The organism is Erwinia sp. Leaf53 (assembly GCF_001422605.1).
GTDB lineage: Bacteria > Pseudomonadota > Gammaproteobacteria > Enterobacterales > Enterobacteriaceae > Erwinia.
This window is the reverse complement of sequence record NZ_LMLK01000012.1, coordinates 471,167-498,032: the sequence shown is the minus strand read 5'-3', so window position 1 is coordinate 498,032 and position 26,866 is coordinate 471,167. Positions and strand designations below refer to the sequence as shown.

Below are 26,866 nucleotides of genomic sequence, written 5' to 3'. Positions count from 1 at the left end.
AAAGAATGAGTAATGTTACGACGGTAAACTGCCCGACCTGCCAGAAGCCGGTAATCTGGAATGAACAAAGCCGCTGGCGTCCGTTTTGCAGCAAGCGCTGCCAGCTGATCGACCTCGGCGAATGGGCGGCGGAAGAGAAGCGCATTGTCAGCAGCGGCGATCTTAACGAAAGCGAAGACTGGAGCGAGCAGGAAGGGTTCCGAGACTGACTCTGCAGGCCGCCTGGCGCGGCCTGTTTTCGGCTACATACCGCGCTGCAGGCGCGCAATGACCTCAGCGTTGGCCGGTGAAAACTCGGCGGCGTCCAGCTCACTCTGTGCTACCCAGCGCTGCGGCTGCCCTTCCCGGCCGTACGGCTCGCCCTGCCACTGCTCCACCAGGAAGAAGTGCAGCGTCACGTGCCGGTCATTAAAACTGTGTTCGACGGTGGTGTAGGGCTGATAGCCCGTGACCTCAATACCGACTTCTTCATTCAGCTCACGCTTCAGCGCCTCGCCGGCGCTTTCACCCGGCTCCAGCTTACCGCCGGCGAACTCCCATTTGTTTGCCATATGTGAATCAGCAGCACGTTGGGTCAAAAAAATACGCTGTTGTGCATCGCGGATAATCCCCACCGCGACCTGTAACTGTTTCATTATTTTCACTCGATTAAGACCAGTAGGCGAATCTACCATTCTCTCCTCTGGCGATGCAACAGGCCGCCGGGCCGCGCGTGCAGACAACGGATTAATCCCTGTGCCAGTAGCCAATTCACTTATCACTATTAAAATAAGAGAAAATAAGTCAATCATATTTGGCAAGCGGCAGATAAAAAAATAGAGTGAGCTCGAATAATTAATCACACTCAATTTTTATATCAGGAACAGATCATGGATAAGAAATATAGTCTGCCGCGAATTTACCTACACTGGCTGTCAGCCATTGTGATCGTCTGGGCAACTATCAGCGGTTTTTACATTCCTCTGGGCAGGCCGTCGGCCGCCACCGCAGAACTGATCGGGTTTATCAACGTCTCGCTCACCACCTGTTTTATTCCCTTCTTTATCCTGCGTATTATCTTCTGCCTGAAGCATAAGGACCCGGCGGTCGCCCCGGCACAGCGCAAAACGCATAAAATAGCCAAAGCCGTACATCTTATTCTCTACACCAACATCAGCGTAGTGCTGGTCACCGGCGTTCTGATGATGGAGCGCAGTATTAATGTATTCAATCTTTTCAGTATTCCGGCACCCTTAACCGACCCGCAGTTGACGCATTTCTTCCACAGCGTGCATATGGCTTCCTGCACCTCGCTGGCACTGCTGGTCATCATGCATATTCTTGCGGTGATCAAACACCAGCTGGCAGGCCATGGCATCATGCGCAGAATGCTGCCCTGACCATCAACCGCCAATACACTGACAGGGCACGACAGAGTGTATGACAGGTGTTAATGCTGGGAAAAAGGGATCCCCGATGTTTAACTCCTTTTTAATTCATTAAAAATGACAGCAAAACCAAAAATAAAACCCTTCAAAAACATCATGATAGATATTTTAAGGCATTTCACATGCTGGCCATTACCTTGCAGACTGACTGACACCAAATTAGCATCTACAGCCCGAAAAGACACACGGAAAAAGGATAAAAGATGCTGAGCGTCGAAGAGTGCATGGAATTACTCGATGTAGAAACTCTGTGCTTTGAAGAATTTATGGTTATTGATTGCAACATGAACACCATGGCGATCCCTTCAATGGGAATCACCCTCGATCTGAATGAGTCACAGAAAAGGCTGTTAATATGCCTGATCAAGAAAGTGAATGCCAAGCGCGAAATCATTAATATCGTCTGGTATGAAAACCATCAGCGGATCAGTGATAACAATTATCACCAGCTGACCTTCCAGTTGCGCTCGCTATTTCAGCGTAATGGGCTACCGGCAAACCTGCTGGTTACCATACCCTATTACGGTCTTAAGCTTAATGAAAACCTGTGGCGAACGGTGGTGAGGGATAGTCATTCTGATGTCGCGAAAGATGAAAAAAAAAATTACGCTGGCAAAGAAACGCCCCAGCAGGAAGAAAATAAAGAACAGCCTGTAGAGAAAAAAACGCGTCCCGGTGATACGCCACCTTACATTTTCATGTTTTCTTTCTTCATGCTGTCTCTGGCCGTTTACTGGTTTAAATGATGTTAAGCAAAAGGCATTTATCGCTCTCTGTGCTTTCGGCTAACTGGCAGCTTTTCATGCTGGTTGCCTTGGGCATCATTATGTTGTGCTGCGCACTGTTTCTGGCTGAGCGATCGGTGCACCTGCATTTTAATACGCCCTTCGCCACCCCGGAAGCATTCCACCTGCCGGAACAGAACCAGGATTATTCAGGTGATGTAGAAAAAATACAGCATTTATTTCAACCCGATGACCCGACGCCGGGCGGCGGTGACGACAGGTGGCTCCGCCGCGACGATGCGCTGATGAGCAGCGACGATGCCCGTCTGTTCAATGCCCCCGCCAGCAACCTGCCAGTGCAGGTTACCGGCATTATCAGTTCAAGTCTGCCACAGCGCTCGCTACTGATTGTACAAAGCAACAGCAGGCAATACAGCCTGAGCCCGGGCGACCCGCTGCCGGAAAGCGGCGCAGAGCTTATCCGCATTTTCCCTGACCGGGCCATCATCCACTACCAGGGAAAATACGCCTCGCTAAAGATGGCGGACTAACCAGGACGTTATGAGTGTACATCATGCAACTATTCTCTTTGCCCGGCTGGCGACATGCCCGCCGAGCGCCGCGCGTTGCGGCCGTTACTCTGGCGCTGCTGCTGGCGGCTAATGCACAGGCCGAAGGACTGAAAGCCAGTTTTCAGCACACCGACATTAATGAGTTTATCAATACGGTCAGCAAAAACCTCAGTAAAACCATCATTATCGATCCCGCCGTACGCGGGCAGATCAGCGTGCGCAGCTACGATGAGCTGGACAACGAGCAGTATTATCAGTTTTTCCTCAGCGTGCTGGAAGTTTATGGTTTTGCCGCCATTGAGATGAAAAATGGCGTCACGAAAGTGATCCCGTCTAAAAATGCCAAAGGTTCCGCCGTCCCCTTTATTGCCGGACAGCAGGGCGATGCCGGTGATGAACTGGTGACCCGGGTAGTACAGCTGCAGTACGTCACCGCCAAAGAACTGGCCCCGCTGCTGCGCCAGCTAAACGACAGCAGCGCGGGCGGCGTGGTGCATTTTGATCCGAGCAATGCGCTGCTGATGACCGGACGTGCTGCGGTGGTCAGGCAGCTGATGGCGATTGTAGAGAGCGTCGATCTGCCCGCCGATAACAGCCTGGAAAACGTGCCGCTGAAACATGCCTCTGCCAGCCAGGTGGCGGAGATCCTCAACGGCATTTCCCGGCCGAACGGCCAGCAGCAGGATAAACACGCTGCCAGAGCCGTCGCGGATCCGCGCACCAACACGCTGTTAATTAGCGGTAGCGAGCAGGCACGCCAGTCGCTGCGTGATACCGCGCTGTCACTGGATGCTGAAGAACAGCACCGCAGCAACTCCAGGGTATTTTACCTGCAGCATGCTAAAGCCGAAAACCTGGTGGAAGTGCTGACCGGGGTCAGCACCAACCTGCAGAACAAGACGGACGGTAAATCACCGACGGTCAGCATGATTCAGGACATTGTGGTGAAAGCCGATGCGCACACCAACTCACTGATCGTCAATGCACCACCCGATGTGATGAGCGAACTGCAGGAGATCATCACCCGGCTGGATATCAGCCGTTCTCAGGTGCTGGTGGAAGCCATTATCGTGGAGATGCAGGATGCCGATGGCATGGCGCTGGGCGTGCAGTGGTTTAATAAATTTGGCGGTGGCACGCAGTTTACCAATACACACGTACCGATTGGCGGCCTGAATCCGGGGGGGTTCGCTAAGGCAATGAAAGGCGTGAACGGCCTGGCCGCCGGCTTCTACCGCGGTAACTGGGCCGGGCTGTTTACCGCGCTGCAAACCAACAGCCAGAACAATATCCTCGCCACGCCGAGTATCGTTACCCTCGACAATATGGAAGCCGAATTCACCGTAGGCCAGAACGTCCCCGTGCTCAGCGGCAGCCAGACCACCTCCGGCGATCATATTTTCAACAGCGTCGAACGCAAGGACGTCGGCATCAAGCTGAAGGTTAAGCCGCAAATTAATCAGGGTGAATCGGTGATGATGGAGATTGAACAGGAGGTCTCCAGCGTAAGCGAAGGCAGCGGCGACGATAAATTAGGCGCAACCTTCAATACCCGTCTGGTGAAAAATGCGGTGCTGGTCGGCAGCGGCCATACGGTGGTGGTTGGCGGGCTGCTGGACAGCAGCAACAGCAACAGCCAAAGCAGCGTGCCCTTCCTTGGCCGTATCCCGCTGCTGGGCAAATTATTCAGCTCTGACAGCGACAAGCGCAGCAAGCGCAACCTGATGCTGTTTATTCGTCCGACCATTATTCGCCAGCAGGAGAACTTCGACCGCACCAGCGACCAGCAGCTGGCGAAATTCCGTCATGAAGAAGCGAAAGTCCGCCCGGACAGTCTGGCAGACAGCGCGCTGAACGATCGGCTATCGGCGAGCCTTAACAACCAGGCGTTGAAAGAGATACGTGCCAGCATCGCTGATTTTTATGCCGCGGAGCAGCCATGATGCCGCAGCCGTTTCCGTACAGCTGGGTACAGCAGCATCAGGTGGTGGCCGATACTGCCGCCACGCCAGCGCAGATTGGTTATCGCCAGGAGAGCGCACTCACCGCCGTGCTGGAAGCCCTGCGCGTGCTGCCGGAAGCCAGCCTGCAGCTGTTAACCGCAGAAGCCTTCGCGCAGCAGGTGCTGCAGATCTACCAGCAGAATACGCAGTCTCGTGAGATTGCCGACACGCTGAGCGACGAATTCGACCTGCACCAGCTGGTCGATACGCTGCCGCAGGATAACGATCTGCTCGACAGCGACGACGGTGCACCGGTGATCCGCCTGATTAACGCCATCCTCAGCGAGGCGATTAAGGAGGGGGCCTCCGATGTGCATATTGAGCCGTTTGAGAAACGACTGAATATCCGCTTCCGCATCGACGGCATGCTGCGCCCGGTCCTGTCACCGCCGCCGCAGCTCAGCCGCTTTTTGCTGTCGCGCATTAAGGTGATGGCCCGGCTGGATATCGCCGAGAAACGCATTCCACAGGATGGCCGTATTTCGCTGCGTCTCGGCGGCAGAAGCGTCGACGTGCGCGTCTCCACCCTGCCTTCAAACTACGGCGAACGCATCGTGCTGCGCGTGCTGGACAAGCAGAGCGTCAAGCTGACGCTGGCGGATATCGGCATGACCGGTGAGATCTGTACGGCGCTGAGTAAGCTGCTCAGTTCGCCGCACGGCATTCTGCTGGTCACCGGGCCAACCGGCTCGGGAAAAAGCACCACCTTATACGCCGCGCTGCGCCAGGTGTGGAGCGAAGAGAAAAACATTATGACCATTGAAGATCCGGTGGAGTACGAACTGGACGGCATCGGTCAGACACAGGTCAACAGCAAGGTCGATATGACCTTCTCGCGCGGCCTGCGGGCCATTCTGCGTCAGGACCCCGACGTGGTGATGATCGGTGAAATCCGTGACAGCGAGACGGCACAGATCGCCGTGCAGGCCTCGCTGACCGGCCACCTGGTGCTCTCAACGCTGCACACCAACAGCGCGCCCGGCGCCATCGAGCGCCTGCAGGATATGGGCGTGGAGCCCTTTCTGCTGGCCAGTTCGCTGCAGGGCGTGCTGGCACAGCGGCTGGTGCGCAAGCTCTGCCGCCACTGCCGCCAGCCACGGGCCATCAATGCGGCCGAGTATCCGCTGCTGAGCCAGGTAATGAACGCCACCGACAGCGGGCTGTATGCCGCCAGCGGCTGCGAGCAGTGCCACCACACCGGCTACCGCGGGCGCACCGGCATTCATGAACTGCTGGTGCTGGACGACGCGCTGCGCCAGGCCCTGAGCTGCGGGCAGAAAACGCTGCCGCTGCCGCACTACACCACGCTAAAGCAGGATGGCCTGCGCAAGGCGCTGGACGGCATCACCACGCTGGAAGAAGTGCTGCGCGTCAGCCAGGAAGGTAGCTGAGATGCGTTTTCACTACCGCGCCGTCAACGCACAGGGCGTGCGCCAGCGCGGCGAAATCGACGCGGACAGCCCGCGCGATGCGCGCCAGCAGCTGCGAGATAAACAGCTGACGCCGCTGGTGCTGAAACCCACCGATTCTGCGCTGTCGTCACGCTTTTCCCGCCAGCGTAAGCCGTTCTCCGGCAACGAACTGGTATTGCTGGTACGCCAGCTGGCCACCCTGACCGCTGCCCGGCTGCCGCTGCCGCAGGCGCTGCAGGCGCTGGCAACCCAGAGCGAAAAACCGGCGCAGCGGGCACTGCTCAACCATCTGCGACAGGCGCTGCTGGAAGGGGCGTCACTGGCCGAGGCGGTGGCGCTTTACCCACGAATTTTCACCCCGCTGTACCGGGCGATGATTGCTGCGGGCGAAGCCTCCGGCAATCTGCCCCGGGTGCTGGAGCAGCTGGCCGACTACTGCGAAAAAGCCCATCAGCTGAAGAGCAAGCTGACCCAGGCGATGATCTATCCGCTGCTGCTGACCACGGTAGCGATCGGCGTGGTGGCGATTCTGCTCACCGCCGTGGTGCCCAAAGTGGTGGAGCAGTTTTCTCATATGCAGCAGGCGCTGCCGCTCTCTACGCGCCTGCTGATGACCCTCAGCGACGTGACCCGCGCAGTCGGGCTGCCGCTGCTGGCGGGCGGTTTGCTGCTGATGCTGCTGCTCCGGCTGGCAGTGCGCCACCCGCTGCGCCGCCTGCGCTGGCACCGCCTGCAGCTTCGGCTGCCGCTGCTGGGCCGCATCATGCTGGATCTGAATATGGCGCGTTACGCCCGCACGCTGAGCATTCTGACCAACAGCGCGGTGCCGCTGCTGGAAAGTATGCAGATCGCTGCCACGGTGCTGAACAACGACTATATCCGTCAGCAGTTGCAGGAGGCAGGTCAGCGGGTGCGTGAAGGCAGCGCCTTTACCCAGGCGCTGGAACAGACCCACCTGCTGTCGCCGATGATGCGCCATATGATCGCCAGCGGCGAGCAGAGCGGTGAGCTGGACAGCATGCTGACCCGCGCCGCAGAGATGCAGGATCGGGCGTTTATCGGCCAGATGACGCTGGCGGTCAGCCTGTTTGAACCCCTGCTGGTGGTGGTGATGGCTGGCGTGGTGCTGTTTATCGTCCTTGCCATCCTGCAGCCGATTTTACAACTTAACAACCTGGTAGGTTAATACGTGATGAAAAACCCAAAACAGACACACCCCTCTTCACTTTCCCGGCAACAGCGGGGTTTTACCCTGCTGGAGATCATGGTGGTGATCGTGATCCTCGGTATTCTCGCCAGCCTGGTGATCCCCAGCCTGATGGGCAATAAAGACCGCGCCGACCGGCAGAAAGCGGTCAGCGATATCGTCACGCTGGAGAACGCGCTGGATATGTACAAGCTGGATAACGGCCGCTACCCCACCAGCGCACAGGGACTGCAGGCGCTGGTCCGCGAGCCTCAGCTGGCCCCACAGCCGCGCAACTATCGCAGCGATGGCTATATCCGCCGCCTGCCTGAAGATCCGTGGGGCAACCCCTATCAGCTGCTCAGCCCCGGCGAGCATGGTGCCGTTGACGTGTTCTCCGCCGGGCCGGACGGCGAACCCGGCACCGACGATGACGTGACCAACTGGCAGCCGGAAGGGCAAGAGGAGGGCTAATGGCGCAGCGCGCAGCAGGCTTTACCCTGCTGGAGATCATGCTGGTGATGCTGTTGCTGGGGGTGGTTGCCGGGCTGATTGTCGCCACGCTGCCCTCGCAGGACGCCCGTCAGCAGGCCGGCAGGCTGGCCCTTACCCTGAATCATGCCGCCGGACAGGCGGCCACAGAAGGCCAGTTTTTACGCCTTGAAGTCAGAAGCGACGGCTGGCAGCTGCAGCGGCTGGCGCAGGGAGCGGGTCAGCATGCCGCCTTTCTGCCCGGCTATCACTGGCAGCCGCTCAGCCACAGGCTGAGCCATTTCAGGCTGCCGCAGACCATCCGTCTGCGGCTGCTGCATCAAGGCCGCCCGCTGAAGCTGCCTGCCACACTGCTGTTTTCACCCGATGGCGATACGCCCGCGCTGACGTTTGAACTGCAGGCGCAGGATGCTGCGTCACGATTTATCACTTGGCATAACGGCCGGGCATCAGAGGAGCTGAATGAATGAACTGTCGTGGCATGACGCTACTGGAGGTACTGGTCGCGATGGCGCTGCTGGCAATTGCCGGGCTGGCGCTGCTGCGAACCAGCAGCGGGCAACTGCACCACCTGGGACATCTGGAGCACCAGCAGCTGGCGTATCAGGTGGCCGATTATCAGTTGAAACGCCTGCAGCTGGATGCGCAGTGGCCCGCAGAAAACTGGCATAACGGCGATATGACCATGGCCGGCGAGCAGTGGTTCTGGCGCTGGCGCGGGGTCAGTACCGCCGATCCGCAGATCCGCGCTCTGGAGGTGGAAGTACGACTTAACCGTCAGGCTCCCCAGGCACTGGCCCGGCTGCACGGCTGGCGAAGCCGGCCATGAGGCGCATTCAGCAAGGCTTTACCCTGCTGGAGATGATGGTAGCCCTGGCCATCTTCTCGGTGGTCGGTCTGGTCGGCTATCAGCTGTTGCAGGGGATGCTGCGCAACGGTGAACAGCTGAAGGAGCACAGCTCGCGCCTGAACGATGAGGAGCGGATTATTGCCCTGCTCAGCCGCGATCTGGCACAGGCAGCGATCCCGGCACATCCGGCGCAGGTGCCTGCCGGTGACGTCCCCTTTTTCACCAGTAATCACGATGAAGAACGGCTGCGTCTGACCCGCCGCAACTGGCTGAATCCGCTGCAGACGCAGCGTTCCTCACTGCAGCGTGTTGCCTGGCGTTTTTCTGCCGGGACGCTGACGCGGGTCAGTCTCAGCGACGGGCAGACAGGCGCACAGTTCAGCGGGATCAGCTCGCTGCAGCTGCGCTTCTGGGCCGGCGGCAGCTGGCATACCGACTGGCCCGCCACCCACAGCCTGCCGGAGGCGATCGAAGTGACGCTGACGATGCAGCCCTGGGGTGAGTTCAAACATATCGCGCTGCTACAGGAAAACCACGGATGAACAAACGCCAGCGGGGAATGGCCGTACTCACCGTGCTGCTGCTGATTGCACTGATGACGCTGCTGGCGGTGACCGCGCAGGATCGCTTTCAGCAGGCGCTGCACGGGGCATACAGCGGACGCTTTATGCTGCAATCCGCCTGGTCGCTGCGCGGGGCGGAAGAGTGGCTGTTGCTGCAACCCCCGCCGCCCAGCGCGCAGCAGCCGCAGCAACTACAGCTTGAGGATAGTGTGATCCACTACCAGTGGCGCGATCGTCAGGCCTGCTTCAACCTCAACGCGCTGGGCCGTAAAAGCAACGCCGCTCCGGCAAACGGCCTGAACAACAGCGCAGCCGCTACCGTATTGCAGCATGCAGGCGGCGCACAGAGAGAGGACAAGTCCACGGCGGGTTCAGGTAATCCTGTCACGCCTGCGGTGCCGGGCAACGAGCTGAACAGCACGGCGCACTCCTCCGTTGATTCGCCGCTGACGGCAGCACAGCGCCTGTTTATCCGCCTGCTCCGGGAACTTGACGTACTGCCCGACAAAGCACGGCAACTGACGCTGGCGCTGAGCGCGCAACTGCACAAGGGGGCGTTTATTGAACCCAGCCAGCTGCGCGACCCGGCCAGCAGCATCGACGCCGCGCTTTGGGCCAGGCTGGCTCCGCTGGTCTGTACCCTGCCCTCTGACAGACTGCGGATCAATATTAACGGACTGACCGAAGAGCAACTGCCGCTGTTTACCGCCCTGTTTGACGGTGCACTGTCTGCGGCCCAGGCTGGCGAGTTGCTGAGCCGGCGCCCCCCGGCGGGCTGGAAGACGCTGACCGCCATGCTGGCTGCCTCCGGGCAGAACAATGCAGCAGATAATCCGGCCCTGCTGCTGAGCACCGTGGACACCAAAAGCACGGCCTGGGAGCTGCTGATGTGGACCGGAGAAGCGCAATACAGCAACAGTCTGCGTAGCCGGTTACTCCTGCGCGACAAGCGTCTTCATGTTTCTGACCGACTTTATGGACTAAGCGATTAAAAAAATGGATAAGTCCCGCTCTAAAGACCCGCGGCCGCTGGTTATTCACTGTACCAGCCACGATCCCAGGTGCTTCACCTGGTATTACCGGGAGGTGGATGGCCGCCTGCACAGCGGCGATCAGCACACCCCGCTACCCGTCGCCGTTTCCGGCACGGTGCTGCTGCTGCCCGCCAGTCAGATTATTTTTCACCAGGCCACGTTACGCCATATCACGCCGCAGACGCTGAGCTGGCAGCTGGAAAACCAGGCGCTGAGCGAACCGGAGATGCTGCACACCGTGGTGCTGCAGCAGGAAGGTGAGCAGGTTCATCTGGCTGCCGTTGACCGCCAGTGGCTGCATCAGCTGCTGGCTCACCTGCGCAGCCGGGGAATTGCAGTGACCCGTGCCCTGCCCGATGCGCTGGTGCCGGGTGAACACCAGGCGCTGAGGCTGGGCGATCGCTGGCTGATCCGCCATCATCGCTGGCAGGGCATCAGCCTGAATGAACAACAGCTGGCCCCGTTACAGCTGCACGCACCGCTGCTGGCCACCCTGGTGGCCGACAGCGGGCAGCAGGCAGCTGACGGGCCGGCGTCGGCCGGGCAGCTGTATCAGCTGGCGTGCCAGCAGCGGATCAATCTGCTGCAGGGTGAATTTGCCGTCCGGCTGCCGCTGCGCCCTGCCGGTACCTTCGCGCTGGCCTGCGCACTGTGCAGCGTCCTGCTGCTGCTGATCCCGCCGCTGTGGTCCGGCTGGCAGGCCGGCACCCAGCTGAAACAGGCCGGGCGGCAAAGCCTGGCGCTGTACCAACGCTATTTCCCGGACGAAAAGCCGGCACGACCGGCGGCACGCATGACGGAACGGCTGAATGCCCTCAGCGCGGCACCCGCTGCAGACGGACCGCTGCGGCTGCTGGCCGACGCTGCGACCACGCTCGCAACGCTGCAAGATAATCCGCTGCAAACGCTGCGCTGGGATGAAAAGCAGCAGCAGCTTCATTTAAGCTTTGCCAGAACGCTGCCCGCTGCGTTAAGCGACGATGCGCTAATGATACAGATTCAGGAGAACATCATGACCATTGGCAGGAAACCATGAGCAAAAGCCTGCAAAAGATTTTGTCCCGCCCGCCGCGTGAACGCGGGTTGTTGCTTCTGCTCGCCGCTGTTGCCTTACTGGCCCTGCTGTGGCTCAGCTTACAGGCTGCCCGGCACTATCAGCTTGACGCCCGGCAGCAGGCCCGGCGTGCGCAGACTGAGCTGGCCGGAATGCAACAGCAGGTCGCGGCGCTGGAGCCGCTGCTGGCACGCCAGCAGCGCCAGCGCAGCCCGGGCTGGCAGGATGAGGTACTGGCGCTGGCAGCAGAACAGGAGCTGCCCCTGACGGTGGCCGGACGCGATGCCCGCCAGCTGCTGTTCAGCCCGGGCACCACTGACCTGCCGCGCCTGAGCCGCTGGCTGCAGCAGCTGGAGCAGGAGTATTACGTACGCGCCGTGCGGCTGCAGCTGGAAAACGGACCAGAAGGCATCACCCTGGTTCAGCTGGTACTGCAGCGCCATGAATGAGATCTTCCTGCCGATCGCCCTGCTGGGTGCCTGTGCGGGCAGCCTGATGAATATGGTGGTGTGGCGGCTGCCGCGCATGGTGCTGCAACAGGAGGGGCCGGAATTTAGCCTGTGGCTGCCAGCATCACACTGCCCACGCTGCCGCGTAGCCCTCGCCTGGTACGACAATCTGCCGCTGCTCAGCTGGCTGTGGCTGCGCGGTCGCAGCCGCTGCTGCGGGCAGCAGATTGGCCTGCGCTATCTGCTGATCGAACTGGCCTGCGTGCTGCTGAGCCTGCTGATGGCCTGGGTTTTTCCCGCAGATGGACGGCTGGCCGCCGCACTGTTACTGGGCTGGTTTTTACTCGCGCTGTCGCTGATTGACCGCGATCACCAGATGCTGCCGGATGCGCTGACGCTGCCGCTGCTGTGGCTGGGGATAGTCTGCCAGCTGGCGGGCTGGCTGCCTGATATCACGCTTGAACAAAGCGTGACGGGAGCGATGGCCGGTTATCTCTCGCTTTGGCTGCTGGCAACCAGCTACCGGCTGCTGCGAGGTAAGGAAGCGCTGGGAATGGGCGATGCCAAGCTGCTGGCCGCGCTGGGTGCCTGGCTGGGCTGGCAGCCGTTGCCGCTGCTGCTGCTGCTGGCTTCTGCCAGCGGTATTGTCTGGCTGGCTTGTTCACACCTGCTGAGCCGTCGCTCGTTCAATGCACCGCTGCCCTTTGGCCCCTGCCTCGCGGCGGCGGGCGGGTTGCTGTTTATTGCAGAAAATAGCGATCTGCTGCCCTTCTCCCTCTGAAACCATACCTTCCGCTGACACAACGCCCGCCAGGGGCGTTGAGTTCAGCCTGCTGTACCAGACCCGTTATGCCGTTAACCCTGTCACTCTGCCGGCGTGCATCCACTGCTGTGGCCAGGCCACTGGCTGGCTGAAGTTATCCCGGTAGCTGCGTGACAAAAAGCGGGTGGATATGGCAGGCGGTGTAATCGAACCCTGCTTCCGTGACGTCTGAACAGTACTTTCGCTCTTCTCGCCCAAACGTCTTCCATTGCATGATTCCAGATAATATCCCTTATCCTGCTTTAAGCAGGCATTAATACCCCTGTCGAGCCAATAACGTTTGACGACAGCCATTGATTAAGCCTCTCCCACCTGGAAAAAAGCATTAAAAACCTCACCATGGGAATAATTAAGACACTGATAAAAAACAACTAATTTAGAAATCACCCTGAATAAAGACTCTAAGTTTTGTTAAGTATCCCTTTTAGCAAGGTACTGATTATTCTGGTCCGGCAAATTAGCGATGCATCTCGTAAAAGCGAAGATGCTTTTTATTTTCATTATCTTACAGAGAATGTTTTTTATTATGAAACTCAGTAAAGTTGCTCTGGCGGTCTCCGCTCTTCTGATCAGTGGCAGTGCGCTGGCACACGGTTACATCAGCAATCCACCTTCCCGTGACTATATGTGTAAGCTGAACAACGATCAGTCCTGTGGTGGCGTAATCAATGAGCCACAGAGCGTGGGCGAGTCTGAAAAAGGCTTCCCTAAGCCAGGCACGCCACCAGACGGTCAGCTGCCAAGCGGTGGAAAATACCTGGGGCAACCACTCGATGTGCAGACGCCTGTTCGCTGGGAAAAAAACAGCATGCACGCGGGTAAAAATAACTTCACCTGGACTTTTACCGCTGAACATAACACGACAGACTTTAAATATTTCATCACGAAACAAGACTGGGATCAGTCCAGCCCGTTAACCCGTGACTCCTTTGAACTGACGCCATTCTGCGTAGTTCCGATGGGCGGTCAGCTGCCTAATGGCAAGCCAGGCCCGAATGGTACAGAGGTCACACATGAGTGTGACGTTCCCGAGCGTAGCGGCTACCAGGTTATTTACGCCAGCTGGGAAGTTGATAACACCGCCATGAGCTTCTACAAAACCATCGACGCAGACTTTGGTAATGAAGTGCCGTCCATCTGGGAAAATGACATCGGGAAAATCCAGGCGAATAAAGATCTGTACGCTGGCGACTACGTCGATGCACGCTTCTTTGGTAAAAGCCTGGGGTTAAACGATCAAACCATCAGACTGAAAATTAACACCGATGCCGAAGGCAAAAAAGAGGTGTGGGCAAAAGCACTGGCAGAGTTAATTAACGCAACGTATCCGGATGAGATTCGTGCAGGCGTTAAAAACAGCAAAGGTGAAGTTAATCCGATCGCTGGCGTTAACCATATCTTCGTGAAGAAAGGCAGCAAGGTCACCAGCGCTCAGGTCTCTCCACATTCTGAGCATAAGGATCCTGCTTCAATTGAGCTGAGCAATATCAAGGACAGCTACCAGCTTGATGATGGCGCAGCAAACGTGACACTTGATGTCACTGCGACAGGAAAACTGGCGGTCAACGCTCAGGTGTTCGATAAGGACGGTAACCAGGTTGGGCTGGGTTCTGCCATTATCACCGACGGTACTGCAAGTGTGACTGCTAAAGTGCTTAACGCTTCGGCAGGCATGCACAAGCTGGTAGTACTGGCGACGGAAGAAGGTAAATCAACCGTTATTCAGAAAGAGCAGGATATCATGCTCAAAGCACCTGTCTCCGGTGACGTTGATTTTGAGTTCCCTGATGGCCTGGGTAAATACAAATCCGGTACCAAAGTGCTGCAGCCGAAAAATAATACCGTGTACGAATGTAAGCCTGGTGCCGTTGGCGGCTGGTGTAACATCTATTCCGCCAGTGCAAACCACTACGAGCCGGGTATCGGTTCAAACTGGCAGGACGCCTGGAATGAAGTCGGTCCGGTGAAGAAGTAACCTCCCCCTCACCAGATTAAGTTAATCTATATGGCAGCCCTCACCGGCTGCCTTTTTTTATTTCCTGACGCGCTGGTTTGAGATAATGACTACTTTTAAGCGCTCGATATCACTTCCTCGACCTGCGCACAGTAACAGATACAACCATCAGTTAGTGGTATCGGTTTGTTTACCTTAAGATTTTCCGTTTCGCCGGGCTGCTGCAAATTCTGATGGCGTATGATATTTCAGGGCTGAAAGGTGACTGCGTTCATTACAGTCCTGCCGCCAGTCATTAATGATTTTCCTGGCGTGAATGATATCGATGAACCAGCACTCATTCAGACATTCATCATGAGAGCCTCGATCAAGGCTCTCAATAACCCCGTTCTGTGTTGGTTTTCCCGGCTGAATAATCCCCAGCTCATACCATGTTCAAAGGCCCACTTGCCCAGGACGCGGCAGGTAAACTCAGACCACCGCTGGAGAGTGCATCCATGAAAAAACCCATTGGCCAGGTCAGGTTGGGTTGTCGCCAGACGCAGCACCAATAAAAAAGGGCCGGATTTTCATCCGGCCCTGCTTTAGCACACGCTGAGGAGATTAGCTCAGACGGCCGTGGCACTGCTTATATTTCTTACCGGAACCACACGGGCACAGGTCGTTACGGCCGACCTTGCGTTCACCGGTCTGCGCGGCCAACGCCTGCGCTTCCTCGGTTGCATCGTCAACGTGGCTCAGGTGCTGCTGCTGCGCCAGACGCTCGGCTTCCTGGCGGCGCTGCTCTTCCATCTGCTCCACCTCTTCCGGCATACGCACCTGTACCTTGCTCAGGGTGCTGACCACTTCATACTTCAGTGATTCCAGCATCGCGGCGAACATGGCGAAGGATTCACGCTTGTACTCCTGCTTCGGATCCTTCTGCGCATAGCCGCGCAGGTGGATACCCTGGCGCAAGTAGTCCATCGCCGCCAGGTGCTCTTTCCACAGCGAATCCAGCGTCTGCAGCATCACGCCTTTTTCGAAGTTGCGCATCATCTCGGTGCCGACAACCTCTTCTTTGCGCAAGTACTGCGCCTTGGCTTCATCCATGATGCGCTCGCGCAGCGTCTCTTCATGCAATTCCGGCTCTTTCTCCAGCCATTCACCGATCGGCAGGTCGAGATCGAAATCGTTTTTCAGGCGCTCCTGCAGGCCCGGCACATCCCACATCTCTTCCAGCGACTCTGGTGGAATCGAACCGTCGATGGTGGCTTTGAAGACATCTTCGCGAATGCTGCTGATGGTTTCAGAGACGTCCGACACGTCCAGCAGCTCGTTACGCTGGGTGTAGATAGCGCGGCGCTGGTCGTTAGCCACGTCATCATACTCCAGCAGCTGCTTACGAATATCGAAGTTGCGGCTCTCCACCTTGCGCTGCGCGTTGGCAATCGCCTTGGTCACCCACGGGTGCTCAATCGCTTCGCCCGGCTTCATGCCCAGCTTACGCATCATGTTGGAGACGCGGTCCGAGGCAAAGATACGCATCAGCGCATCTTCCATCGACAGGTAGAAGCGGGATGAACCCTGGTCACCCTGACGGCCGGAGCGGCCGCGCAGCTGGTTATCGATGCGGCGCGACTCATGGCGCTCGGTACCGATAATGTGCAGGCCGCCGGAGGCCAGTACCGCTTCATGGCGTACTTTCCACGCGCTCTTGATCGCTTCAATCTGCTCGGCGGTGGGGTCGGTCAGGTCGGCAATCTCTGCCTGCCAGCTGCCGCCCAGCACGATATCGGTACCACGACCGGCCATGTTGGTGGCGATGGTGACCGCACCCGGCTGACCGGCCTGCGCCACGATATCCGCTTCGCGGGCGTGGAACTTGGCGTTCAGCACTTCATGTTTGATGCCGGCGCGGGTCAGTTCGTTGGACACCACTTCCGATTTTTCAATCGAGATGGTACCGACCAGGATCGGCTGACCGTTGGCGGAACGTTCACGGATGTCTTCGATAATCGCTCCGATCTTCTCCAGCTCGGTCATATAGACCAGGTCCGGCAAATCTTTACGCTGCATCGGGCGGTTGGTCGGCACCACAATGGTATCCAGCTTGTAGATTGAGCTGAATTCAAAGGCTTCGGTGTCGGCGGTACCGGTCATCCCGGCCAGTTTGTTATACAGGCGGAAGTAGTTCTGGAAGGTGATCGAGGCCAGCGTCTGGTTCTCGTTCTGAATATCCACGCCCTCTTTGGCTTCCACCGCCTGGTGCAGGCCGTCAGACCAGCGGCGGCCCTGCATGGTACGGCCGGTGTGTTCATCAACGATGATCACTTCGCCGTCTTTGACGATGTAGTCTACGTCGCGGGTGAACAGCACGTGGGCGCGCAGCGCGGCGGTCACGTGATGCATCATCATAATGTTGCCCGGCGAGTAGAGCGACTCGCCCTCTTCCATGATGCCTTCGCTGACCATCAGCCCTTCAATCGCCACCAGACCGCGCTCGGTCAGGTGCACCTGGCGTGATTTCTCATCCACCGAGAAGTGGCCTTCGCCCTGGAAGCTGTCGGAGTCTTCTTTTTCCTGACGGATCAGGTTAGGGATAATCTTGTTAACCTTGATATACAGCTCGGAGCTGTCTTCCGCCGGGCCGGAGATGATCAGCGGGGTACGCGCTTCATCGATCAGAATGGAGTCAACCTCATCCACCAGCGCATAGTTCAGCTTGCGCTGTACGCGCTCTTCCGGGCTGAACGCCATGTTATCGCGCAGGTAGTCGAAGCCGTATTCGTTGTTAGTACCATAGGTAATATCGGCAGCGTAGGCGGCACGTTTGGCCGGTGCCGGCATGCCCGGCAGGTTGATGCCGACGCTCAGGCCAAGGAACTCGAACAGCGGACGGTTGTTTTCGGCGTCACGCTGGGCCAGATAGTCGTTGACCGTCACCACGTGCACGCCTTTGCCGCTCAGGGCATTCAGGTAGGCAGGCAGGGTGGCGGTCAGGGTTTTACCTTCACCGGTGCGCATTTCGGCGATGCAACGGTCATTCAGTACCATACCGCCCAACAGCTGCACGTCGAAGTGGCGCATGCCGAAGACGCGTTTACTGGCTTCGCGCACGGTGGCGAAGGCTTCCGGGATCAGGCTCTCCAGCGATTCGCCTTTCTCCAGGCGGGCACGGAATTCGTTGGTTTTTGCCTGCAGCTCTTCATCCGTCAGCCTGACGAAATCCGGCTCCATCTTGCCAATCTGCTCAACCACTTTGCGCATACGGCGCAGGGTACGGTCATTGCTGCTGCCAAAAACTTTGGTCAATAATTTGCTAATCATAATAGATACATTCTCTCTGCCATCGCGATATGCGACGGTCACTCAAAAGGGGTTAACGATCGTTCGGGTGAGTTAAGCCAGAGAAGAAGGTCCGGCACGAATGCCGCGCACCTGCGCCAGCCACAGGCCGGGCTGATGCTGAGGGGAAACAGAGACCTCGCGCTCGGCGGTACGACGGATAATCACCGGCGGCCGCGCTTCGTGGGTCAGTAAGGCATTTAAGGTATCCAGCAGCGCCAGCTTGTGGGCTTCCAGCGGCTGTTCAGCGGTGGCTACCGGGGAAACAGAGGGTGTCAGGGTAAACGAGAGGTGGCGGATAACCGTGCGGATCGCGTGCTGATGCCAGTAATCGACGCTAAACGACGGGCGACGTACGCTCTCCTGCAGCAGCGCCAGATGGTGGCTGCGCGCCACGCTGCTGATATTCAGGCTGCGCGATGAGGTTTCTGATAAAGTAGTGTGGTCGTGTGCGGACGCCTGCGGCAGGCCGAGACTGGCCGCGACCATCCCCAACAGGAGATGTGGCCAGAAGTAGCGTCTGCCAAATTGTCGCCAACGACTCAGAATACCGATCACTGTGTTCCGCCGGAGCTAACTATGCGTGATAGTCGCCCACAATCAATTGAAAATTTTTTCGACCAGGCTTCCGAGCGAAGCACCCTGCAGCAGGTGCAGCAGCGCGCCATTGTGCTTAATAAGCTGAATCGCGCCGTTCAGGGGGTCCTGCCTGCTCAACTGCATCCCTGGTGCCGCGTGGCTAACTTCCGCCAGGGAATTCTGGTTATCGAAACGGCTAACGCCAGCTGGTTGATGCGTCTACGCTATGAACAATCCAGCCTGCTGTCAGCTTTACGTGCGCAAATATTACCATCATTGACGGCGATCGACATCAGGATTAATCCGTCGCTGGCCTCAAAAGGGCTTAAAACCGTACAAGAAAACAGCGCTCAGGCAGCGACCGAGGAAAAACCGGTACTGAGAAAGATGACGGAACAGAGTGCGGAAAGTTTGCGAGCGGTGGCCAGTAACAGCCCGGAAAAACTGAAGAAAATTTTAGAACGACTGGCCTCGCTGGCCGGAGAGAGTACCCGCTCAACCAGTCGTTAATTTACCCGTTGACCACACAGCCTGTGTCAGTCACCAGATACTACCGGTTCTGGCTTAGGCCAGAACCAGGTTAGGTGCCTTGAACGTCACCGGAAGTTCAGCTTCGTCTTCGAACGTTGCCCATTCCCAGGCTTCCTGCTTCGCCAGAACCGCCTGCAGCAGTTTATTGTTAAGCGCATGGCCAGACTTAAACGCCGTCAGTGCACCGATAATGTTGTGGCCGCACATATACAGGTCGCCGACGGCGTCGAGCATTTTGTGGCGCACGAACTCATCTTCAAAGCGTAAGCCGTCTTCGTTCAGCACGCGGTAGTCATCGACCACGATGGCACAGTCAAAGCTGCCACCCAGGCACAGACCACGCGACTGCAGCGCTTCAATATCGCGCATAAAACCGAAAGTACGAGCACGGCTGAGCTGGCGCGTAAAGGCTTCGGCAGAGAAGTCCATACGGTAGCGCTGGGTGCTGGCGTCGATCGCAGGATGGTTAAAATCAATGGTGAAATCCAGTGAGAAACCATTATGCGGGGTCAGTTCAGCCCATTTGTCGCCATCTTCAACCCGGACAGGTTGTTTGATGCGCACAAATTTCTTCGCGCTGTTCAGCTCTTCGATGCCGGCATCCATCAGCAGATAGATAAAGGGCGCGGCGCTGCCATCCATAATCGGGATTTCAGGCGCGTTAACTTCCACCACAATATTATCGATGCCGAGTGCTGCCAGAGCGGCGTTCAGGTGTTCGACTGTCGAAATACGCACGTCATGCTCATTGACCAGGCAAGTACAGAGCATGGTATCACGCACGGATTTGGCATCAGCCGGGAAATCAACCGGTGGATTCAAGTCAGTGCGACGATAGATGACCCCGGTGTTAGCCGGCGCAGGGCGTAACGTCAGCGTGACTTTTTTGCCGGTGTGTAAACCGACGCCGGTCGTCTGAACAATACGTTTTAATGTCCGTTGTTTGATCATCGCATTATCTCGCAAAAAAATTACCATCCGACCACCAGTTTAGCTTACTGGCGGGCGAACAGTTTAGCACAAAGAGTGCAAATTCCCTACTATCAGGAAATTCTTAGTCCGCCTGCTTGCGCAGGAAGGCCGGAATATCCAGATAATCAGGCTCTTTGTTAGTCTGGGTAGCAGAGTCGTTGACCACTTTGGCCGCCGGGTTCTGTTCCTGCGGCAGCGGTGCCATACCGTGCTGCTGGTAACGGCGATCCATGGTCGGCTGTGCAGACTGCTTGTTGGTGACCAGGGTAATTTCTGGACGTTTGTCCATGCCGATGCCGGTTGCCACCACGGTGACGCGCAGTTCATCATTCATTTCCGGATCCAGTGAAGTACCAATCACCACGGTCGCGTTATCCGATGCAAAGGCACGGATGGTGTTACCCACGGTTTCGAACTCATCCAGACGCAGGTCGAAGCCGGCGGTGATGTTGACCAGTACGCCACGCGCGCCGGAAAGGTCGATATCTTCCAGCAGCGGGCTGGAGATCGCCATTTCAGCGGCTTCTTCCGCACGGTCTTCACCGCAGGCGACGCCGGAGCCCATCATCGCGTAGCCCATTTCGGACATCACGGTGCGCACGTCAGCAAAGTCGACGTTCATCAGACCCGGACGGGTAATCAGCTCGGCGATACCCTGCACCGCGCCCTTCAGCACGTCGTTGGCCGCGCCAAAAGCGTCCAGCAGTGAAATACCACGGCCCAGCACCTTCAGCAGCTTGTCATTGGGGATGGTGATCAGTGAGTCAACGTGCTTGGACAGCTCGGCGATCCCCTGTTCAGCAAACGCCATGCGCTTTTTGCCTTCGAAGTTGAACGGCTTGGTCACTACCGCCACGGTCAGAATACCGAGCTCTTTAGCCACCTCAGCCACGACCGGAGCTGCACCAGTACCGGTGCCGCCACCCATACCTGCGGCGATAAACACCATGTCCGCGCCATCCAGTGCCTGACGCAGTGCTTCACGATCTTCTTCAGCCGAGTTACGGCCCACTTCCGGGTTGGCACCGGCACCCAGACCTTTGGTAATCCCGTTACCGATCTGAATGGTCTGGCCAACGGCCGTTTTACGCAGTGCCTGAGCGTCGGTGTTTACGGCGAAGAACTCTACGCCTTCAATACGTTCACGCACCATATGCTCTACGGCATTACCGCCGCCGCCGCCGACGCCGATGACTTTAATCACCGCGTCATTGGTTAATTCCATTGGTTCAAACATAATTTCTCTCCGTTTATGTGCCTGTACGCCTGGAGATCACGCATTGCTCTAGCATGATCGCCTTTAGTAATAATTAAAACTCTTTTCTCAGCCAGCTGTTGATTTTTTTGAACCAGTTACCCACTGAGGCTCTTTTTTCAACTTCCGCCTCACCGCTGAGGTGAGATTCTTTTCCGTAATGCAGCAGGCCTACCGCCGTCGAGTAGTAAGGCTCCTGCGCGTAATCCGTTAATCCTGTGATATTCAGCGGCTGTCCGATACGCACCTGGGTGTGGAACACCCGCTGCGCGCAAGCCGCTAATCCTTCAATCTGTGCCGCGCCGCCGGTCAGTACGATGCCGGCCGCGAGGTGGTGTTTAACGCCCTGCTGGCGAAGCTGCTCCTGCAGTTGCAGGATCTCGTCGTTCACCAGGTTAAGCAGTTCGGTGTAGCGTGGCTCGATCACTTCCGCCAGCGTCTGACGCTGCAGGCTGCGTGGAGGCCGGCCACCGACGCTCGGCACCTCAACATTCTCATCTTTACCGACGATAGCCCCGAGCGCACAGCCGTGGCGCACTTTAATCGCTTCAGCATCCGTCGGCGGCGTACCAAAAGCGTAGGCGATGTCGCTGGTCACCACGTTGCCCGCATAAGGGATCACTTTGGTATGACGCAGTGCGCCGCCGGTGTAGACGGCGATATCCATGGTGCCACCGCCGACGTCGACCACGCAGACGCCCAGCTCACGTTCGTCTTCGGTCAGCACCGCAAAGCTGGACGCCAGCCCGGCAAAGATCAGTTGATCGACCTTCAGGCCACAGCGCTCCACCGCTTTCACGATGTTCTTCGCCATATCATTGTGGCAGGTAATCAGGTGCACCTTAGCCTGCATGCGCACGCCGGACAGACCCACCGGATTTTTGATCCCTTCCTGATAGTCGATGGCGTACTCTTGCGGGATCACATGGAGAATGCGGTGCTCGTCGCGCACGCGTACCGATTTGGCAGTGTGCACTACGTTCTCGACATCTTCCTGGGTTACTTCCTCTTCGGAAATAGGAACCATCCCTATTTCGTTCTGGCAGCTGATGTGTTTACCCGATAATGCGAGGTAGACCGAGGAAATCTGGCAATCCGCCATCAGCTCCGCCTGATCGATGGCGCGCTGCACGCACTTCACCACCGACTCAAGGTCGTTCACGCCACCTTTATCCATGCCACGAGACGGGCAGCTGCCCACCCCGATAATATTGACCATGCCATCGGGCAGAACTTCCCCTACCAGGGCGGCAACCTTCGCGGTGCCAATCTCGAGTCCAACTACCAGTTTTCTGTCCGTCGACTTGATCATTGTTGTTTAGCCTGTGCCTGAGTCTGCTGCTGTTCGCCGTCAGCACTCGTAGTAATTATCGGTGTCCATCCTACTGCCGCGCCAGAGTCGTAACGCAGGTCAACGTAGTTGATACGCGTATTTTCTGCCTGCCCCTGCTGCTGCAGCGTCGGGTACAGGGTAATAAAGCGCTTCAGGCGCTTCATATCCTCGTTGCGCCCTAACTCCAGGCGGGTGTCATCACTCAACACCAGCTGCCAGGATCGCCGGGCGGTCATTGAGGCCGCCTTAAGCGTAAATTTGCTGGCCGCCAGCACGTCGCGCATCTCGTGATAGCCGGCTAACACCTCGGACTCGCTGCCCTCCGGGCCGTACAGCATCGGCAGACTCTCTTTGCCGAGGTGGCTGGCCGGCACGCTGAACGATTTGCCTTCAGCATCAACCATATGCACATCATTCCACCGTGCAACGGCGACATATTCAACCAGATGAATCTTTAATTCGTCCGGCCACTGCTTGCGCACGCTCACCTGCTGGATCCACGGCAGACGTTCGATCTGCTGCTGGATGATGTCGACATCCTGCGACATAAAGGTGCCGGGCTCGCCCAGCGACAAAATAGCCTGGCGAATATCATCGTTGGTGGTGTAGTGCGTCTTGCCGGTGACCACCAGCTTTGACAGCGGCTGCCGGGACGCATCGTTCATCCACTTCAGCACCACTACGCCCCCCGCCGCCATCACGCCAACCACCATCAGCAGGAACAGGATCCCCGCCAGCCGCGTGCCGTTACTGCGCCCGGTACGCGCCTTTTTTTCCTGCGCTTCCCGGTTACGAACGTTCAGAGCCGCCTGAGACATATCAGTCGGCCAGCTCCAGAATGCGCGCTACCAGCTGCGAGAAGCTCAGCCCGGCCTGTTTCGCCGCCATCGGCACCAGGCTGTGGCTGGTCATGCCCGGAGAGGTGTTGACCTCCAGCAGGTAGAAGCGTCCGTCGCCGCCCATCATCACATCTACGCGGCCCCAGCCGCTGCAGCCCAGCGCACGCCAGGCGGCCAGCACCAGGCTGTTCAGCTCCGCTTCCTGCTCCGCATTCAACCCTGACGGGCAGAAGTACTGGGTTTCGTCAGAGATATATTTCGCCTGATAGTCGTAAAACTCGCTGGCGGCCTGGATGCGGATCGACGGCAGAATTTCGTCGCCGATCACGCCTACGGTGTACTCCGGGCCGCTGAGGAAGGCTTCGACCAGCACTTCGTCATCGTGGCGGAAGGCTTCCGCCAGCGCCGCCGGCAGCTCCGTGGCCTGATTGACCCGTGAGATGCCGACGCTGGAGCCTTCACGGCTCGGCTTAACAAACAGCGGCAGGCCCAGCGCGGCGATGCGCGTTTCCAGCTCGCCGCTGATGCCCGCGTCCATCTGCTGACGGGTCAGCGCCACGTAGGGGGCGATCGGCAGGCCACAGCCGGCCCACAGATATTTGGTGCGCAGCTTGTCCATGGTGATCGCCGAAGCCATCACGCCGCTGCCGGTATAGGGGATCGCCAGGTACTCCAGCAGCCCCTGCAGGGTGCCATCTTCTCCGCCGCGACCGTGCAGCGCGATAAAGGCTCTGGTAAAGCCCTCTTCCTTCAGACGCGTCACCGGGAAATCACGGATGTCCACCGGATGGGCGTTAACGCCCGCCTCCTGCAGACCGGCGGTTACCGCCGCACCGGATAACAGTGACACATCACGCTCGGCCGAGGTGCCGCCCAGCAATACCGCTATTTTATCCGCCATGATGTTCCTCACCGTTGTTCTGCAACGTTAATTTTAGTTCAGACAGCGTGCGGGCGATGCGGCCAACGTTGCCCGCCCCCTGCACCAGAATCAAATCGTTGCCGGTCAGCTTCGGCAACAGCATCTCCAGCACCGCATCGTGGTCAGAGACCAGAATCGGGTCAACTTTGCCGCGGCCGCGAATGGTGCGGCACAGCGAGCGGCTGTCGGCGCCCGGGATCGGCGCTTCACCGGCGGCATAGACGTCCAGCATCAGCAGCACGTCGACCTGCGACAGCACGTTAGCGAAGTCGTCATACAGGTCGCGGGTACGCGTGTAGCGGTGCGGCTGGAAAATCATCACCAGATTCTTATCCGGCCAGCCGGCGCGTGCCGCTTTGATCGTCACGTCCACTTCGGTCGGGTGATGGCCGTAGTCATCAACCAGCATCGCCTTACCGTTCTCAACCGGATACTCGCCGAGGAAGTCAAAGCGACGTCCGGTGCCCTGGAAGCTCAGCAGCGCGCTGAGGATATCTTCGTCCTCAATGCCCTCTTCGGTGGCCACCGCCACCGCCGCCGCCGCGTTCAGCGCGTTATGACGCCCCGGCGCGTTCAGCGTCACGTGCATCAGCGGCTTGTCATGACGTACCAGGGTAAAGTGGCCCTGTGCCCCACGCTGCTCGTAGTTCTCGACCCGCACGTCGGCGTCATCGCTAAAGCCGTAGGTGGTGATCTGCCGGCCAACGCGCGGGATCAGTTCACGGATCACCTCGTCATCAACGCAGAGCACCGCACGGCCATAAAACGGCAGGTTGTGCAGGAAGTTGATAAACGTCGTTTTTAACACCTCGAAGTCGCCCTGGTAGGTATCCATATGGTCGGCTTCGATATTGGTGACGATCGCCACCATCGGCTGCAGATGGAGGAACGACGCGTCGCTCTCATCGGCTTCCGCAATCAGGTAGCGGCTGCTGCCCAGACGCGCGTGGGTGCCGGCCGCCTTCACCAGCCCGCCGTTGACAAAGGTCGGGTCCAGGCCGCCCTCGGCATAAATGCCGGAGACCAGTGCGGTGGTGGTGGTCTTACCGTGGGTGCCGGCAATGGCAATACCGTGACGAAAGCGCATCAGTTCGGCCAGCATCTCGGCGCGGCGGATTACCGGGATACGCGCTTCACGCGCCGCCACCACTTCCGGGTTGTCCTGAGACACCGCGGTCGAAACCACCACCACGCTGGCGTCGCTGACGTTCTCCGGGCGATGGTTAAAATAGATGGTCGCCCCAAGGCCGGCCAGATGCTGGGTTACCGCGTTCGGCGCCAGGTCGGAACCGCTGATTTCATAGCCTTCGTTAGCCAACACTTCGGCAATACCGCCCATGCCGGCACCACCGATGCCAACAAAGTGAATGTGCCGGACGCGACGCATCTCGGGCACGATAGAACGCAGTTTTGCCAGTTGTTGTGTATTCATCTCTTCGCCTGCTGGTGCGTCACCGCACCTGTATTACGGGCCAGGCCTGCCTGACCCCTGCATAATCTGTTTAGCGCGCGGCCTTACTGACTTCAGCCGCCACGCGCTCTGTTGCGTCGGGGATCGCCACCGCGCGGGCTTTTTCAGCCATCTGCAGCAGCGTGACCCGATCCCAGCCCGCCAGCGTATCCGCCACGGCTGCCGCGGTGAACTGCGGCTGTTCATAAATTCTGGCGGCGCCGGCCTGCTCCAGCGGCAGCGCGTTCCAGTACTGCTGACGGTCTTTGTGCTGGAACGGCACGAAGATCGCCGGCAGGCCGGCGGCGGCCACCTCACTGACGGTCAGCGCGCCGGAGCGGCAGACGATCACGTCAGCCCAGGCATAGGCGCTGGCCATATCGTCAATAAACTCGGCCACCCGATGGCCGTTCTGGCCCAGCCGCTGGTACTCGGCGTTGACGCTGTCCAGCGATCCTTTGCCGACCTGGTGCCACAGGGTAATCTGCTCACCCAGCAGCGCGGCGACCTGCGGCAGCGTCTGGTTGAGCACCCGTGCCCCCTGGCTGCCGCCGATCACCAGCACACGGGTCGGGCCGCTGCGCCCGGCCAGCCGTTCGGCCGGCAGCGGCAGCGCCAGCACGTCGGTGCGCACCGGGTTGCCAACCACGTCGGCATGCGGGAAGGCTCCGGGAAACGCCTGCATCACTTTGGTGGCAATCTTTGCCAGCCACTTGTTAGTCAGCCCGGCGATGCCGTTCTGCTCATGCAGCACTACCGGCACACCGCAGCTCCACGCCGCCAGCCCGCCGGGGCCGGAAACGTAGCCACCCATGCCCAGTACCACGTCCGGCTGCCAGGCCTTAATGATCGCCCGCGCCTGCCGCCACGCGTTAAAGATGCGCAGCGGCGCCATCAGCTGGGCCTTCAGCCCTTTGCCGCGCAGGCCGCTGATGCGAATAAAATCAATGTCGATTCCGTGTTTTGGCACTAAATCCGCTTCCATCCGGTCAGCGGTTCCAAGCCAGCGTACCTGCCAGCCCTGCGCCATCAGATGGTGTGCTACCGCCAGCCCGGGGAACACGTGCCCGCCGGTTCCGCCAGCCATCACCATCAGTCGCTTTGCACTCATCGA

The 26,866-nt window shown here is 58.5% G+C and carries 27 protein-coding genes and 1 pseudogene; 17 read left to right on the top strand and 11 right to left on the bottom strand.

Features of this window, described 5'->3' with window-relative positions; all coding sequences use genetic code 11:
- Nucleotides 1–5: 5 nt before the first annotated feature.
- Entirely contained in the window at nt 6–209 is a 204-nt protein-coding gene (gene yacG / locus ASF13_RS11005) for a DNA gyrase inhibitor YacG (protein WP_056236084.1), read from the top strand.
- Nucleotides 210–242: 33 nt separating this feature from the next.
- On the opposite strand, the gene mutT is transcribed toward yacG, so the two are convergent.
- Nucleotides 243–635 carry an 8-oxo-dGTP diphosphatase MutT gene (gene mutT, locus ASF13_RS11000; RefSeq protein ID WP_056236081.1) on the bottom strand — a complete coding sequence of 131 codons (393 nt, stop codon included), beginning with the start codon at nt 633–635 and terminating at the stop codon, nt 243–245.
- A gap of 234 nt (nt 636–869) precedes the next feature.
- Between mutT and ASF13_RS10995 the strand changes: the two genes are divergently transcribed.
- The 15 genes from ASF13_RS10995 (at nt 870) to gbpA (ending at nt 14,565) form a co-directional block, all read left to right on the top strand.
- Nucleotides 870–1,379 (top strand): cytochrome b, encoded by a 510-nt coding sequence (locus tag ASF13_RS10995; RefSeq protein ID WP_056236079.1) that lies wholly within the window; start codon nt 870–872, stop codon nt 1,377–1,379.
- Nucleotides 1,380–1,630: 251 nt separating this feature from the next.
- A complete protein-coding gene (locus ASF13_RS10990) occupies nt 1,631–2,173 on the top strand; it encodes a hypothetical protein (protein ID WP_056236076.1) in 543 nt (180 codons plus the stop codon).
- Nucleotides 2,170–2,703 carry a type II secretion system protein N gene (locus ASF13_RS10985; protein ID WP_082502337.1) on the top strand — a complete coding sequence of 178 codons (534 nt, stop codon included), beginning with the start codon at nt 2,170–2,172 and terminating at the stop codon, nt 2,701–2,703. The genes ASF13_RS10990 and ASF13_RS10985 overlap by 4 nt, the downstream gene beginning before the upstream one ends.
- Nucleotides 2,704–2,726: 23 nt before the next feature.
- The gene (gene gspD / locus ASF13_RS10980; protein ID WP_056236392.1) at nt 2,727–4,667 is read left to right on the top strand and encodes a type II secretion system secretin GspD; all 1,941 of its coding nucleotides are present in this window, start codon (nt 2,727–2,729) and stop codon (nt 4,665–4,667) included.
- Nucleotides 4,664–6,118 carry a type II secretion system ATPase GspE gene (gspE, locus tag ASF13_RS10975; RefSeq protein WP_056236070.1) on the top strand — a complete coding sequence of 485 codons (1,455 nt, stop codon included), beginning with the start codon at nt 4,664–4,666 and terminating at the stop codon, nt 6,116–6,118. Before gspD ends, gspE begins: the two co-directional genes overlap by 4 nt.
- A gap of 1 nt (nt 6,119) precedes the next feature.
- Nucleotides 6,120–7,325 carry a type II secretion system inner membrane protein GspF gene (gene gspF / locus ASF13_RS10970; RefSeq protein WP_056236068.1) on the top strand — a complete coding sequence of 402 codons (1,206 nt, stop codon included), beginning with the start codon at nt 6,120–6,122 and terminating at the stop codon, nt 7,323–7,325.
- A 6-nt stretch (nt 7,326–7,331) separates the two neighbouring features.
- On the top strand, nt 7,332–7,799 hold the full coding sequence (gspG, locus tag ASF13_RS10965; protein ID WP_056236065.1) for a type II secretion system major pseudopilin GspG: 468 nt from the start codon (nt 7,332–7,334) through the stop codon (nt 7,797–7,799).
- Nucleotides 7,799–8,287: a type II secretion system minor pseudopilin GspH gene (gene gspH, locus ASF13_RS10960; RefSeq protein ID WP_056236061.1), complete on the top strand. Its 489-nt coding sequence runs from the start codon at nt 7,799–7,801 to the stop codon at nt 8,285–8,287. Before gspG ends, gspH begins: the two co-directional genes overlap by 1 nt.
- The gene (gene gspI, locus ASF13_RS10955) at nt 8,284–8,646 is read left to right on the top strand and encodes a type II secretion system minor pseudopilin GspI (protein WP_056236057.1); all 363 of its coding nucleotides are present in this window, start codon (nt 8,284–8,286) and stop codon (nt 8,644–8,646) included. Before gspH ends, gspI begins: the two co-directional genes overlap by 4 nt.
- Nucleotides 8,643–9,209, top strand: coding sequence for a type II secretion system minor pseudopilin GspJ (gspJ, locus tag ASF13_RS10950; protein WP_056236055.1), 567 nt, complete (start codon nt 8,643–8,645; stop codon nt 9,207–9,209). The genes gspI and gspJ overlap by 4 nt, the downstream gene beginning before the upstream one ends.
- Entirely contained in the window at nt 9,206–10,222 is a 1,017-nt protein-coding gene (locus tag ASF13_RS10945) for a type II secretion system protein GspK (RefSeq protein WP_056236052.1), read from the top strand. The genes gspJ and ASF13_RS10945 overlap by 4 nt, the downstream gene beginning before the upstream one ends.
- A gap of 4 nt (nt 10,223–10,226) precedes the next feature.
- Nucleotides 10,227–11,300, top strand: coding sequence for a type II secretion system protein GspL (gene gspL / locus ASF13_RS10940; RefSeq protein WP_056236048.1), 1,074 nt, complete (start codon nt 10,227–10,229; stop codon nt 11,298–11,300).
- Entirely contained in the window at nt 11,297–11,767 is a 471-nt protein-coding gene (gene gspM, locus ASF13_RS10935) for a type II secretion system protein GspM (protein WP_056236045.1), read from the top strand. The genes gspL and gspM overlap by 4 nt, the downstream gene beginning before the upstream one ends.
- Entirely contained in the window at nt 11,760–12,548 is a 789-nt protein-coding gene (locus tag ASF13_RS10930; RefSeq protein ID WP_056236043.1) for an A24 family peptidase, read from the top strand. The genes gspM and ASF13_RS10930 overlap by 8 nt, the downstream gene beginning before the upstream one ends.
- A 505-nt stretch (nt 12,549–13,053) precedes the next feature.
- Nucleotides 13,054–14,565 carry an N-acetylglucosamine-binding protein GbpA gene (gene gbpA, locus ASF13_RS10925; RefSeq protein WP_056236039.1) on the top strand — a complete coding sequence of 504 codons (1,512 nt, stop codon included), beginning with the start codon at nt 13,054–13,056 and terminating at the stop codon, nt 14,563–14,565.
- 174 nt (nt 14,566–14,739) lie between these two features.
- Here gbpA and ASF13_RS23485 read toward each other — a convergent pair.
- The 3 genes and pseudogenes from ASF13_RS23485 to secM all read right to left on the bottom strand — a co-directional run.
- Nucleotides 14,740–15,017, bottom strand: a pseudogene (locus tag ASF13_RS23485) (transposase); the annotation flags it as partial.
- Between the two features lie 130 nt (nt 15,018–15,147).
- A complete protein-coding gene (gene secA, locus ASF13_RS10920) occupies nt 15,148–17,853 on the bottom strand; it encodes a preprotein translocase subunit SecA (RefSeq protein WP_056236036.1) in 2,706 nt (901 codons plus the stop codon).
- A 72-nt stretch (nt 17,854–17,925) separates the two neighbouring features.
- Complete coding sequence (gene secM / locus ASF13_RS10915; RefSeq protein ID WP_056236032.1) at nt 17,926–18,429, bottom strand: secA translation cis-regulator SecM; 504 nt, start codon at nt 18,427–18,429, stop codon at nt 17,926–17,928.
- A gap of 21 nt (nt 18,430–18,450) precedes the next feature.
- Between secM and ASF13_RS10910 the strand changes: the two genes are divergently transcribed.
- On the top strand, nt 18,451–18,960 hold the full coding sequence (locus tag ASF13_RS10910; protein ID WP_056236029.1) for a DUF721 domain-containing protein: 510 nt from the start codon (nt 18,451–18,453) through the stop codon (nt 18,958–18,960).
- 54 nt (nt 18,961–19,014) lie between these two features.
- Here ASF13_RS10910 and lpxC read toward each other — a convergent pair whose 3' ends face one another.
- The 7 genes from lpxC to murG all read right to left on the bottom strand — a co-directional run bounded on the left by lpxC (nt 19,015) and on the right by murG (nt 26,863).
- The gene (lpxC, locus tag ASF13_RS10905) at nt 19,015–19,932 is read right to left on the bottom strand and encodes a UDP-3-O-acyl-N-acetylglucosamine deacetylase (RefSeq protein WP_056236391.1); all 918 of its coding nucleotides are present in this window, start codon (nt 19,930–19,932) and stop codon (nt 19,015–19,017) included.
- Between the two features lie 103 nt (nt 19,933–20,035).
- On the bottom strand, nt 20,036–21,190 hold the full coding sequence (ftsZ, locus tag ASF13_RS10900; protein ID WP_056236026.1) for a cell division protein FtsZ: 1,155 nt from the start codon (nt 21,188–21,190) through the stop codon (nt 20,036–20,038).
- 73 nt (nt 21,191–21,263) lie between these two features.
- Nucleotides 21,264–22,520 carry a cell division protein FtsA gene (ftsA, locus tag ASF13_RS10895; RefSeq protein WP_056236023.1) on the bottom strand — a complete coding sequence of 419 codons (1,257 nt, stop codon included), beginning with the start codon at nt 22,518–22,520 and terminating at the stop codon, nt 21,264–21,266.
- Nucleotides 22,517–23,359, bottom strand: coding sequence for a cell division protein FtsQ (gene ftsQ / locus ASF13_RS10890; protein WP_056236022.1), 843 nt, complete (start codon nt 23,357–23,359; stop codon nt 22,517–22,519). Before ftsQ ends, ftsA begins: the two co-directional genes overlap by 4 nt.
- Before the next feature lies 1 nt (nt 23,360).
- Nucleotides 23,361–24,281 (bottom strand): D-alanine--D-alanine ligase, encoded by a 921-nt coding sequence (locus ASF13_RS10885; RefSeq protein WP_056236018.1) that lies wholly within the window; start codon nt 24,279–24,281, stop codon nt 23,361–23,363.
- Nucleotides 24,271–25,734, bottom strand: a complete 1,464-nt coding sequence (gene murC, locus ASF13_RS10880) for a UDP-N-acetylmuramate--L-alanine ligase (RefSeq protein ID WP_056236015.1) — start codon at nt 25,732–25,734, stop codon at nt 24,271–24,273. Before murC ends, ASF13_RS10885 begins: the two co-directional genes overlap by 11 nt.
- Nucleotides 25,735–25,804: 70 nt before the next feature.
- A complete protein-coding gene (gene murG / locus ASF13_RS10875) occupies nt 25,805–26,863 on the bottom strand; it encodes an undecaprenyldiphospho-muramoylpentapeptide beta-N-acetylglucosaminyltransferase (RefSeq protein ID WP_056236013.1) in 1,059 nt (352 codons plus the stop codon).
- Nucleotides 26,864–26,866 lie beyond the last annotated feature (3 nt).